This is a genomic window from Synergistaceae bacterium, assembly GCA_017444345.1.
Lineage (GTDB): Bacteria > Synergistota > Synergistia > Synergistales > Aminobacteriaceae > JAFUXM01.
Map to the genome: position 1 here is coordinate 1 of JAFSWW010000132.1, position 12711 is coordinate 12711.

Below are 12711 nucleotides of genomic sequence, written 5' to 3' on the forward strand. Positions count from 1 at the left end.
AGCGGGATGGCAGAATAAAACATTATGCCGCATTTAATAGCAATAGAATCAAGTGAATCACAGCGCCGGCAATTGAGCGAAAAAATTAGCGAACTCTCAAAAAAGGGCTGGCCTTTAACTGGACGATTTGAGTCAGCAAGTTTTGTGTCATGGGCAAAATTATTCGAGAACACGGCGACTCAAGATTTATTTGCGGCCCGTGAATTAATTGTGATTGAGAGTGCCGACTCATTTGGCAATTTTCCGGATTCGCTCGCTCAATATTTAGAAGACGATAACGCCGACTGTATAATAATTCTTGTATTGACTGGCGACTCTAAAATTTTCAAGTCCGTTAAAGACTCGATCACTATAATCAAGCCTGAACCTCAAATTCCCCCTTGGAAGCGTAAAGAGTGGCTTATGACTCTCGCAAAAATTTCAAGTGATGCCGCCCAGTTATTAGCAGAAAATATTGACTCGCAGGAAGAATTACGCAGCGAAATTAATAAACTCTCTGAATATGCCGAGAATCGCGAAATAAATATTAATGACGTTCAAAATCTTTCATTCAATGAAGGAGGGAGAGCGCAGTTAATTTTTATTGACTCGGTTTGTGATAACAAGCCCGGCCAAGCAGCAAAAGCACTAAAATATTTGAAGTCAGGGCCGTTATTGCCTGTATTAGCTGCGATTTGTAATAGATTGCGTATTGCTATGATAATTTCAAGCTTTCCGGGAATAAATCAGGACTCAGCCTTAAAAGCTATAGGAATCGACACGGGCAAAAAATTTAATTATGCACTTGAGAAAGCAAGAAACGCGCTGAAAAATTTCGGTGAAGAGTCAATAAAAAAATTTATGGCAAATTCGGCTCGGCTTTCATATTTGGAAAAAACTAATATGTCAGAAAGCTGGGAAGGATTCGAGTTAATTTTATGGGAGTTAATTACAAAAATTTAGTATAATATTCTATTACATAGGGAGGTGTATTTATTATGCAGGTTACGTCAATGCTTTCAGCCGGATATTTAGAGCCGGTGCAAAATATAGCCAGAGTCCAAGCCGTAGAAAACGTAAACGTAAACAAGACTGATGAGTCAAAACAGGCTAAGGAGCAGGAAATTTTAGCAGAAGAACAGAGCCTTAAAGCTAAACTCGGAAGTTCTGCGCAGGTTCATACGGTCTATCATTATTCTATGGGATCAGATGGACGGCGTTATATTGTCGGAGCGTCAGTAACTATGAAGGGCAGCGAGGAAGATTTAAATCGAGTCAGCGGCGGCCTTACAACTGAAGATTTGCAGAGTAAGAAACAAGAGGCTCAAGACGCACTCAAGAAGGAAGCCCAGAAGAGTCAAGATACCCAGAATATAATTAAATCTGAAGCAGAAAAACGTGAGGCAGCCAAGAAAGAAGACGAATCAGAAGAGAATAAGCAAGCGCAAGTTAAGGAACTCGAAAAAATTCAGCGTGAAGTTATCTCACATGAGGCGGCACATAAGGCAGCGGCTGGCGATTTAGGCGGCGGAGTCAGTTATTCCTACACTGAAGGCCCGGACGGCAAGAGCTATATTACTGGCGGAGAAGTCCCGATTAAATTCAAACAGGGCAGCACTCCCGAAGAGACTTTGCGGAATATGCAGCAAATTCAACGGGCAGCAACAGCTCCGGCAGATCCATCGGGGCAGGATATACAAGTTGCGGCAAAGGCAGCAGCAATGGCAGCTCGTGCGAGAAATGAAATCACACGCGAAAATAATGACGATGACTCACACAAAACTGAAGTTGCAAGAGGGACTCCGATATTTGAAGCTATTAATAATCAGAATGAGCATTTAGATCCGGAAAAAAACGGCGTTCTCTCAGTGCTGGCGACTGTTAAAGAGTTACAGCTGCAAAATCTTTTACCGGCCGCATAAATTTTTATGATGACACGAATTATTTTATATGAGCGAGACTCCTTCCGGCTATGCTGCTTAAACCGGAGGGAATTTTTTTACAGGGAGTATTATTTATTATGAAAAAATTAAAATTTTTTGCGCTGATTCTAGTTATATTATTAATTGCTGGTAATTCATTTGCTGCTGACAAGAAATATATAGACTTGCATTTGCACTTAGACGGAGCTATTACACTTGATATTGCGAAAAAATTAGCTGACTTGCAAAATATTAAATTGCCTGCTGATAATGACTCAGAGCTTGAGAAATTATTAACTGTTCCTGATGACTGCGATGATCTTGACGATTTTCTCGAATGCTTTGAGCTGCCTTTATCGTTAATGCAGACTCCCAAGGGACTCCGTGAAAGTGTTAGACTCGTGCTTGATAATATTCAGTCTCAGGGATTAATTTATGCTGAAATCAGATTCGCGCCTCAGTTACACACAAAAAAGGGCATGAATCAGGAAGATGCAATTAAAGCAGCCTTAGAAGGTTTACGGGAGTCGAGTCTCAAAGCAAATATAATTTTATGCTTAATGCGCGAGAATAAAAGCGGGTCAGCAAATTTTGAGACTTTAGAACTTGCGCGAAAATATTTAGTGAAGGACGGCGGAGTTGTAGCTATTGACTTGGCCGGAGACGAGTCAGAATATCCGACTAAGAATTACAAGAAATTTTTTGATCTGGCAAAAAAATATAATATCCCCTTTACTATTCATGCCGGAGAAGGTGCAGGGGCTCAAAGTGTGAAGGACGCTATTAATTTCGGAGCATTACGAATCGGACACGGAATAAGAAGTTACGAATCTCCCGAAGTTGTTGCGCTCATAAAGGAAAAAGGGATCTTTCTCGAAATTTGCCCGACAAGTAATAAATTAACTCGTGCAGTTAAGAATATGAAAGATTACCCCTTCATGAAATTTTTACGTGATGGATTAAGAGTTACACTAAATACTGATGATATGGGAATCGAGAATACTACTTTGCCGCGCGAATATGAATACATGCGAAAAGAATTCGGCCTTACTCCTGAAGATGAGCGTGTTATATTAAATAATGCGATTGACGGAGCATTTACGACTGATGAAGTCAAAAAATTTCTGCGTAATACTATATTCGGTGAAACAAATATAAAATTTTAAGAATTAAATTTATTTATCATGGTGATTTAATGACTTATGAAAATTTTTCGCAGATATTATGACACTCACGCAAAAATTTATAGCTCGTAATATCTGATTCCGACCCGCCCGTCCCCCAATCCGATTCCCCGCGTCATATATTATTATTTTCTCGCTAACAGCCAGCAGAAAAACGGCCCTCCCGTCAAAGCTGTAATCACTCCTGCAGGAAGTTCGCCGAGTCTCTGTGCGAGTCCATCAGCTAGAGTCATTAAGCAGGCTCCCATAAAAAACGCGTGTATAATTAATTTTCTGTGTGAGGCTCCGACTATTGCGCGAGAAATATGAGGCACTGCCAGCCCTACAAAGCCTATTACTCCGAATGAACTTACAGCTAAAGCAGTCCCCGTTGAAGTCGTAAGCAATAAAATAATTCTCACAAGATTCTCATTTACTCCTAAGACTGCGGCCCTATCTTGACCGAGCGACATTGCATCGAGTAAAGGCGCAAGAATATACGCAGGCAAAATCACTAGAATACTCCCGAATAAAATCGCGTAAAAATTATTGAATCCTGCTCCCGAAAAACTGCCCATCAGCCATAAAACAATTGAGCCTATTTTGTCGCCCGATATTGATTTCAAGAAAGTAACTCCGGCTGAAAGTATAGCATTTGAGATAACGCCCGCTAAAATTACCGCATTATTTCCGGATTTAAGAGCGATTATTCCTGTCAAAACAAGCGCAGTTAACGCCCCCGTCATGGCACAAGGCATAATAAAAAAATTTCCTGCCATTATTCCCAGTGATGCACCGAAAGCAGCTCCGGACGCAATTCCCAGCGTATATGGCTCGGCCAAAGGATTAGCAAGCAAGCCCTGTAAAATTACTCCTGAAACGCTCAATAATCCGCCCGTCCCGATTGAGCATAACAAGCGCGGCAATCTCACAGAACGAATTATTAAAGCCTGATAAGATTCTCCGCCGTTCACGAGAAAATAAAAAACTTCAGACAAATTTATGTCCCATTCGCCTGAAGTAATTCGCCATATTGATATTATTGCTAGAAATATCGCGCTAGTCCATAAGCTCAAGAATCTGCCTCACAAATTCGCGTTTCAAATTTTCATCTTCTCCGAGTCCTACAAGATATGTAGTGATTTCTTGATAGCCTTTATTCTTTAATATACTTAGCCATGATTTAGAGTCTAAAGGGTCGGCCAAGTCGTTATTTGCGTGATCTCCTGCTACTATCATGAGGGGACTCAGGACTAATTTTTTGATTTCAGGGTGGAGCTTTAACTCTGCTAACACGTCATTAATTAGCGGTGATGATTCAACAGTTCCGACAAAGAATCTCCCGTGTGCCCGTTGATTTAGTGCCAGTTGTAACTGCGGGTAAAGTCCATTAGCGAAATGATTAGGCGTTCCATGTCCCATTAAGATAATTCCGGTCTCTTTGTCTTCAAGCTGCGTCTTGAATCTCATCATAAGAACGTCGGCCATTCCTGAGCAGTCATGAGGGCTGTTAAGAAAGGGGACTCCTAGCTTTAATTTTCTGAATCCATATTTGCCCCGTAAAGTTCTAAACGCTTCGACAACGTTTTTAAGTTCGTCATACTCAACTCCGGGAATCATGTGAGTCGGCATTACATAAACGTCCGTAAATCTTTCATCGTTCAATTTCGCAAGAGCAATAACAGGAGTGTCTATAATGTCGCCTGATTCTGCAAGTTTTCGCCGTATAATATTAGAAGTAAATGAGAGTCTGACTTCAGAATCCGGAAAATTATCTTTTGCGGCGTTGACTAAATTGTCAATTGCTTTGCGGGCCTCTGGCATTGATGTACCGAACGAGACGACAAGAATCGCGGTTTTACTGGAGTCCGAATCAGCAGCAAATGCACTCGCAGGAATTAATAACGTAACAAGAACTAAAGCACATAGAAATTTATTCATTTATAAAGCCTCCTGATTGAGATTAATATTTAATGAAATTATACGCTAATAAATTTACTTGTTATAATTATTTTATATTTTATTAGGGAGCGGATTAATTATAAGATACGATTATATTTTCCTGATTGATAAATCTCTTGAATTATTCTGGGTATTGATTCAACAGTGCTGTTTCTGCGGAGTTAAATACATATATGAAGGACTCATACCAAACGGGCAGAGTTTAAGGCGCATTATAATGACTCAAGTAATTATATTCGCAGTTCTCGTTATATTATGCTTTGAGTATGAATTATCAATAAAATTTTTATCGTCAATGTTAGTATTTGGCCGCAAAAATTTTTACCCTTGGGCAATGCGTATAACTTTGTGCGCTGCAATGATTTTATTTGACTCGTTATTATTATTATATACATTCAGGATTTATAAATTATATCGCGGTAAACTTGCAAGACCGACATTTTTGCCTGATTTAGCAGTAACTCTATTTATTTGCGTAATCTGCTTTGGATATATTGCCGGGAGTATTCACGCCTCACTGACTCAGCATATTTCAATGAACGCATATTTATGGGTAGGACGTGCCTTTGTGCAGCTGTCAAATTTCTTTTATGTGCCTTTAGAGATTGCCGGGGCTGTGCTGCTTTATAATTTCCGGCGGGCTATTCGTGATAATAAGGAGATTCAAGAATGAGAGTTTATTATTTCACGGGAATATTATTACACTGGAGATTTAATCATGAACGAGTTTATTAACATGCTTGATAAAATTTTTTTATTTATCAGTCAATATTATAGAAATGAGCTTTACATGGCCGGGACGAGATTGGCGGGCTTATTATGCAGTTACGCGGATATAATAATGCTCTGGCTGTTTCTTAAATTGTGCGATGACATAAACGGGAAGATTTCTCGGCGGCGTTATTTTGTTATCAAGATATTTGCTGTCTTGACTCCGAGTTTATTATTTGTGAAGGATTCGACGATATTTTTTATTTTACAGGGAATTGTCTTATCTGGGCCGTATTTTATTCTTGTCTGGACTGCATTCACTGAGGCAAAAAATATACTAGCTCATATTAAAGAAGTCATGCATAAATAATTTATGTATAATACAAGTTATAATTAAAGCAATTTTTTATCAGGAGCGAAAATTTTATAATGATACCAACTAGAGAACAGGCTTTGAATCTCTTAAAGCAATATAATAATGAAGAGTCCCACATTCACCACGCTATAGCAGTTGAAAGCACTATGAGGCATTTTGCTGAAATTTTCCACGAAGACCCGGATTTATGGGGCATTGTAGGAATCCTTCACGATATAGACTGGGAAGAAACAAGCGCGACCCCTGAACAGCACTGCCACTTAGCACCTGAAATTTTACGAAATGCAGGAGTCGACGAAAATATAATTCATGCTGTAGTCTCTCACGGATTCGGAATTTGCAGCGATGTTGAGCCGTCTAATCAAATGGAGCGCACACTCTTTACTATTGACGAATTAACGGGACTTGTAATAACTGCCGGACTCGTAAGACCCTCGAAATCTTTATCTGACCTTGAACTCAAATCCGTAAAGAAAAAATGGAAAGATAAAGCCTTTGCACGCGGAGTGAATCGCGAAATTATCAAACAGGGAGCCGAAAAAATGAATATGCCCCTCGATGATGTCATAAGCGAGACTATTATCGCACTTAGACCCGTTGAAAAATTAATCGGAATGTAATATAAATCTAGCTATATTTAATGGAGATGAATTATTTATTATGGCTGTAACTATTTTACTTGCAGATGATCACCCTTTGACACGTTCGGGAATTGCTGAATTTGTCAGGCGTGAAGAAAGTTTTAAATTAGTCGCTGAGGCAGAGGACGGAATAAGCGCGTGGCAATTAATTCAAGAATTAAAACCTAATGTAGCACTCTTAGATATTCGTATGCCCGGAATGGACGGAGTCAGCGTTGCACAAAGAGTCAAAAATGAGGGCTTGAATACTTCAATAGTTATGCTTACTTCTTATGATGCCCAGCAATATGTAATAGCGTCACTACGGGCAGGCGCGCGGGGATTCGTGTTAAAAACTGTGAGTCCCAAAGAATTAACTACGGCAATTAACACAGTCGCAAAGGGAGGGCTTTATTTAGATCCTGAAGTCGCTTCAGTGATGGGAGAACAGGATTTTATACCTGAACAGCTTTCAATGAGAGAAAGAGAAGTGTTATTACTTGCTGCAAAAGGTTTATCAAGCAAAGAAGTAGCAAAACGCTTATATATCAGTGAACGCACAGTACAGACTCATTTGGCCTCGATTTATGACAAATTAGGCTCGCGAAACAAGACAGAGGCATTATTACTCGCGCTGAAATACGGGGTTGTTACTCTTGAAGAGTTGCTGGAGGACGACGAATAAATTTAAATGTTCGCAAGTTTACGCAAAAAATTTACAAGTTCAAAATCTCATCTTTTAGCGTGGCTGTTATCTGCGCTTGTAATTCCTTCTGCCGCTGTAGTACTCGTAGCAATTGCCGGAATGGTCAGCCAAGAACGGGCAATGGATGAAGCTGTGAGTTCATACGTTCAGGATCTCGCAGAAAGTATGTCATATCATTTAGCGTCAGATTCAGAAGTCTGGGCTTACTCAATGTTAAGCGAATTCACAAGACTCCCGTTTTTTTCTTGGGGGCCGTCAATTCCCGGGTGGGTTGCCTTAATCGGTCAAGACGGGCGGGTCGTTGCAGCTTCTCCCGGAGCTATGAATATTTCAGCAATCTGGAATAACACATTACCAGTCGGCCACGCTGTAAAAGTTGAAGACAAGGACGGAGCACAATATACTTTAGCAGTACAGCCCGTGAAACGTCCTTCAGGCGGTTATGTAGTAGCTGCTGTATCATGGACTCAATTACTCGGCGGCTTAGTAGGAGTTACAAGAATTTGGCCGGCTCTTGTCGTGATTATAGCGTTATCTATTTTCGTGGCGATTCGTATGTTATGGAGATTTCTTGTTATTCCTTTGCAGTCAATAGTCGCAGAAATTGATAATATGACACTGGGTAAAGACGTCCCCGAAGATTTGCCGGATATGGCCGTTCAGGAAATAGAGAGCGTACATTTTGCGCTGGTGAGATCAGCACAGGCCGCAGTCGACAGAAATATTTTGCGAAATAATTACGTCCGCGATATTGTGAAGGCTCAAGAACAGGAACGACTCGACATGGCTAGAGAAATTCACGACGGCCCATTGCAGGATATAACGGCATTATTGCAGCAATTACACATGGCACGTGAAGAAGAAAATAATATAGAACGAGTCAAACGCACTGAAGTAATAGCAAAAACTGTAGTTCGTGAGTTAAGATCTCTATGTGATGAACTCGCCCCGCCGTGGGTAGATCTGGGACTCGTTGAAGCCTTAACAGAATTAGCTGACAGATTAGCGCAGGTTTATTATATAGGAGTCTTTACGGATTTTGACGAGGACGCAAAAATTGAAGTCGACAGCGAGAAGACTCTATCTTTATTGCGAATAGTTCAGGAGGCCGTATCTAATGCAGTCAGACACGGTGAAGCCAGCGAGGTATTAATTAAGCTCCATAAAGATGACGATGATACTTTGACTCTAGAAATTTCGGACAATGGGCGGGGCTTTGAGGCAAAAAATATAAATCACGAAACTTTACGAGTCGAGGGACACAGGGGACTCGCGAGCATGACCGAACGAATGAGCTTAATGGGAGGCACTGTAAAAATTACTTCAACACCCGGCGAAGGTACTATTATCACAGCACAATTTAAAGCATAATTAATTATTCCTTTATCCTGAAATATCACGTATAATTTAATCACCAATTAAAAAATTTTATATTAATTTCAGGAGGGGTTTATTCTCATGAAGAAATTTTTATGTTTAGTGCTTGTTATGTTGCTTGCGTCATGTTTTGCTGCTTTTGCTGCCGAACACACAATAACAGTAACTCACATTGTTGACGAAGCTCACTCATGGCACAAGGCGAGCGAATTCTTTAAGCAGGAAGTCGAGAAGCGTTCAGGCGGAAAAATTGAAGTCAAGATTTACCCTAACAGCCAATTAGGCAACGAGATCGACACGATTCAATCGGCTTTGACAGGCGGCGGCGTTGATGTAGTAATCACAGGCGAGTCAATGATGACATATGTTCCCGAACTTGGAATCTTAGGCGTGCCCTATTTAATGACGAGTGATGCCCACGTTGAAGCAATTGCAGGCGGAGAAATCGGCAAAGAAATCGAAAACTTAATGTTAATGGACGGTGCAGGATTCAGGTGTCTTGCTTATTTCGTAAGAGGCCCCCGCGATGTTACAGCTAATAAAGCAATTCGCACCCCCGATGACATTAAAGGCTTGATAATCAGGACTCCAGCGTCAACTATAACCGTATCAACTTTTGAGTCATTCGGAGCAAAGCCCACCCCTATGGCATTCTCTGAAGTCTTCACAAGTTTACAGAGCGGGACTATTCAAGGCCAAGAAAACCCCTTAGCTATGATAAAGTCAGGAAATTTCTACGAAGTCCAGAAATATTTATGCAAGACCGAGCATTTAAGAACATGGCTTTATTTCGCAATGAGTGAGCAAAGTTTTCAGGCATTACCGGCAGATCTGCAAAAAATAGTTCTCGAAGTCGGCAAAGAAATGCAGGCTTATGAACATGAATTATTCTTGAAAGATGAGGCCGAACTTGAAGGCTTCTTACAGTCTAAGGGCATGACAATTATTAACGATGTAGATCAAGCAGCATTTGCAAAACTCGCGGACGATGCTATGCAAAAATTAATGGAAGGCGAATACAAATATTTAAAGCCTCTCTATGACAAAATCAAAGCAGCTGAACCGAAATAAGAATCATGAAATCTTTTAGCCGGTGTGTGTTTATTCCGCATCGGCAATTTTTTAATTTTTTACAGGAGATAATAATTTATGCCATTTCTAGCAGTATCTGACTACACAAAAATTTACTATGAAGACTACGGCGAGGGCGATACGGTTTTATTTATTCACGGTCTAGGCTCTTCACATATGGAGATGAAAAATTTTATTAACGAGTTCAAATCTGATTATCGCTGTATTTCTTATGACCAGCGCGGGCACGGATCTTCTGACAGGCCTTTAATGCATTTGAACGTAAAGAGACTCGGCCAAGATCTGAATGAGTTAATCACATATTTAAATCTCAAGAATATAACTATAATAGGCCACTCAATGGGAGCAGCTGCAATTTTCAGCTATGTAAATCAATTCGGCTGTAACAGGCTCAAGCAAATTATTTCGGTTGATATGTCGCCTTATATGCGTAATACTGTCTGGAAGGGCGGCGTTGTTGTAGGTGAACACACTGACGAAGATTTTTTGTGCGAGCTTGACAGGATATTTGACGATTACGGCGCGGGAATCTGGCACATTGCGAAATTAATGGATCCAGTTTTAGCGAAAATCCCCGAAGATTATTCAGAAGCTATGAAGTCTCTTTGTAGAGAAGGTAAAGATCCCCTAACTTTTGCGAGTCTCTGGTACTCACTTTTTAGGACTGATCAACGCCCCGCAATGTCAAAAATTAATGTCCCGTTTTTGTATATTATGCCTGAAAATGGCTTATATTCAATGGTAACAGCTGATTTTATACGCGAGAACGTAAAAGGCGGCTTTAAACTTGAGAAAGATTTTCCGGGAACTACTCATTTAATTTTGATGGAGAAACCCCGCGAAGTTGCAGAATGTATCAAAAATTTCATGGAAAAAGGAGCGTAAACACGTGAAGATTCTCACAAAAATTTATTACTGGCTGATTTCTTTATTAGCTGTAATAGGAATGCTCGGTTATATTGCGGCAGTAGTCGTTCAAGTTTTCAGCAGGACATTTTTGCCCGTTGTTCCTTCGTGGACTGAAGAGGCAGCGAGATATTTATTTATTTATTCTGTTGCAGTGGGGGCGGCAGCTGTATCACTCAAAGACGAATACGCTAGAGTCGATATTTTTACGTCAAAATTTTCGCCAAGTTTCAAAAAATGTTATGAGATTCTAGTCTGCCTGATATTAATTATATTTGATGTATATCTTGCTTATTATTCAGTGCCTAAATTCGTATTCTTGCGCTTCAGAATGGTATCAACGGCCATGCAGCTTCCTATGCAGTGGATAAATTTTTCTGTCTTGTTATTCGTAATATTGCAGGCTGTATCTTATGCTATTAAGATAATATTATTGCTTTTCGGGACTGACTCTAAAGAATTACTTGCAAGTCCCCAGGAGGAGTCAATCGGAAATTATGACGTTGAGGAGGTCCTTCAATAATGAGCGTTGCTGTATTATTCTTGAGCTTTCTTGTATTCTTATTTGTCGGCTTCCCTGTCGCTTATTGTCTGGGAATTTCGAGCCTGTTATATTTTGTGCTTGAAAATATGCCGCTTGTTACATTTGCACAGAGATTTTTTTCAGGGCTTGACTCGTTTACTCTGTTATGCATTCCCGGATTCATGCTCGCAGGAAATTTAATGAACACCGGCGGAATCACGTATCAAATTGTAAGATTCTGCGATAAAGTTATCGGACATATCAGGGGCGGACTTGGCCTAGCAAATATAGGCGCGTCAATGATTTTTGCGGGAGTCTCAGGAACTGCGGCGGCCGATGCTGCGTCACTGGGCGGAATTCTTATTCCTGCAATGGTAAAAGACGGTTATGATGCTGATTATTCGGTTGCTGTAACTGCGGCGAGTTCGTGTATAGGGCCGATAATTCCTCCGTCAGTGCCTATGATTATGGCAGGAACTTTAACGGGTATAAGCGTCTCTAAAATGTTTGTCGCCGGAGTAATTCCCGGAATTCTAATGGGACTCGGCATGATGTTAGTCGCTTATGTAATTTCAGTTAAACGCAATTATCCCAAGAATGAAAGACGGGCGACTCTCAAAGAAATTATCTCGTCAGGGCGTGAGGCTTTCTGGGCTTTATTAATGATGGTAATAATTCTTGCTGGTATATTAACGGGAATTGTAACACCCACTGAAGCAAGTATTATAGCTGTGTTATATGCGCTCTTCGTGGGATTCTTTATTTATAGGGAATTAACAATTAAATCAGCCCTCGCAGTAATCCGCGACTCAATGGTCGGAGCAGCCGGAATCATGGTACTTGTAGGATTTGCAAACGTTTTCGCATATGTCCTGACAAAAGAACAGATTCCCACAATGATAGCAAATTGGATTCTGTCAATTACTCAAAATAAATTTGTTATCCTGCTTATAATAAATATTTTCCTGTTATTTGTCGGCTGCTTTATGGAGACTATCGCGGCACTGACTATATTATTTCCTGTGTTGCTGCCTGTTGTAACGTCAATAGGAGTCAGCCCGATTCAGTTCGGAGTCATGTGCGTATTGAATCTAGTAATAGGCTTGACGACTCCCCCCGTCGGAGTGTGTTTATTTATTACGACTTCAATCGGCAAAATTTCCATAGCGCAAGGAACTAAGGCAATAGTCCCGTTCTTAATATGTAATTTTGCTGTGTTGCTGCTAGTTACATACTTCCCGCCGGTTACATTATGGCTCGTAGGGCTGTTATATGGAATTTAGCGAGAAAATATTTATTGCAGCAAAAAATTTTACGCATTATTCTACTCCCACCCGCCCGCCCTGCTATTTTATAGCGTGAAAAATTTATAGA

Annotated in this window: 14 protein-coding genes; 12 read left to right on the plus strand and 2 right to left on the minus strand. The window is 40.4% G+C overall.

What is annotated here, in order from left to right; translation table 11 throughout:
- Positions 1 to 24 precede the first annotated feature (24 nt).
- From IJS99_10315 to add, 3 genes are all read left to right on the plus strand, one after another.
- Entirely contained in the window at positions 25 to 942 is a 918-nt protein-coding gene (locus IJS99_10315) for a hypothetical protein (protein ID MBQ7562201.1), read from the plus strand.
- A 35-nt stretch (positions 943 to 977) separates the two neighbouring features.
- On the plus strand, positions 978 to 1901 hold the full coding sequence (locus IJS99_10320; GenBank protein ID MBQ7562202.1) for a hypothetical protein: 924 nt from the start codon (positions 978 to 980) through the stop codon (positions 1899 to 1901).
- Between the two features lie 98 nt (positions 1902 to 1999).
- Positions 2000 to 3067, plus strand: a complete 1068-nt coding sequence (gene add, locus IJS99_10325) for an adenosine deaminase (GenBank protein ID MBQ7562203.1) — start codon at positions 2000 to 2002, stop codon at positions 3065 to 3067.
- Between the two features lie 143 nt (positions 3068 to 3210).
- Here the strand turns inward: add and IJS99_10330 are convergent, their stop codons facing one another.
- Together IJS99_10330 and IJS99_10335 are read right to left on the minus strand one after the other, a co-directional pair.
- Positions 3211 to 4140: an iron ABC transporter permease gene (locus tag IJS99_10330; GenBank protein ID MBQ7562204.1), complete on the minus strand. Its 930-nt coding sequence runs from the start codon at positions 4138 to 4140 to the stop codon at positions 3211 to 3213.
- Entirely contained in the window at positions 4124 to 5005 is an 882-nt protein-coding gene (locus IJS99_10335) for a sirohydrochlorin cobaltochelatase (GenBank protein MBQ7562205.1), read from the minus strand. Before IJS99_10335 ends, IJS99_10330 begins: the two co-directional genes overlap by 17 nt.
- 238 nt (positions 5006 to 5243) lie before the next feature.
- Between IJS99_10335 and IJS99_10340 the strand changes: the two genes are divergently transcribed.
- The 9 genes from IJS99_10340 (at position 5244) to IJS99_10380 (ending at position 12620) form a co-directional block, all read left to right on the plus strand.
- On the plus strand, positions 5244 to 5699 hold the full coding sequence (locus IJS99_10340) for a hypothetical protein (GenBank protein MBQ7562206.1): 456 nt from the start codon (positions 5244 to 5246) through the stop codon (positions 5697 to 5699).
- Between the two features lie 45 nt (positions 5700 to 5744).
- A complete protein-coding gene (locus IJS99_10345) occupies positions 5745 to 6107 on the plus strand; it encodes a hypothetical protein (GenBank protein ID MBQ7562207.1) in 363 nt (120 codons plus the stop codon).
- Between the two features lie 59 nt (positions 6108 to 6166).
- Positions 6167 to 6733 carry an HDIG domain-containing protein gene (locus IJS99_10350; GenBank protein MBQ7562208.1) on the plus strand — a complete coding sequence of 189 codons (567 nt, stop codon included), beginning with the start codon at positions 6167 to 6169 and terminating at the stop codon, positions 6731 to 6733.
- 40 nt (positions 6734 to 6773) lie between these two features.
- The gene (locus IJS99_10355) at positions 6774 to 7418 is read left to right on the plus strand and encodes a response regulator transcription factor (GenBank protein MBQ7562209.1); all 645 of its coding nucleotides are present in this window, start codon (positions 6774 to 6776) and stop codon (positions 7416 to 7418) included.
- A gap of 6 nt (positions 7419 to 7424) precedes the next feature.
- Positions 7425 to 8810, plus strand: a complete 1386-nt coding sequence (locus tag IJS99_10360) for a sensor histidine kinase (protein MBQ7562210.1) — start codon at positions 7425 to 7427, stop codon at positions 8808 to 8810.
- A gap of 87 nt (positions 8811 to 8897) precedes the next feature.
- Positions 8898 to 9887 carry a TRAP transporter substrate-binding protein gene (locus IJS99_10365; GenBank protein MBQ7562211.1) on the plus strand — a complete coding sequence of 330 codons (990 nt, stop codon included), beginning with the start codon at positions 8898 to 8900 and terminating at the stop codon, positions 9885 to 9887.
- Positions 9888 to 9965: 78 nt separating this feature from the next.
- Positions 9966 to 10793, plus strand: coding sequence for an alpha/beta hydrolase (locus IJS99_10370; GenBank protein ID MBQ7562212.1), 828 nt, complete (start codon positions 9966 to 9968; stop codon positions 10791 to 10793).
- Positions 10794 to 10797: 4 nt separating this feature from the next.
- On the plus strand, positions 10798 to 11337 hold the full coding sequence (locus IJS99_10375; protein MBQ7562213.1) for a TRAP transporter small permease: 540 nt from the start codon (positions 10798 to 10800) through the stop codon (positions 11335 to 11337).
- Positions 11337 to 12620, plus strand: coding sequence for a TRAP transporter large permease (locus tag IJS99_10380; protein ID MBQ7562214.1), 1284 nt, complete (start codon positions 11337 to 11339; stop codon positions 12618 to 12620). The genes IJS99_10375 and IJS99_10380 overlap by 1 nt, the downstream gene beginning before the upstream one ends.
- The last annotated feature ends 91 nt before the right edge of the window (positions 12621 to 12711 follow it).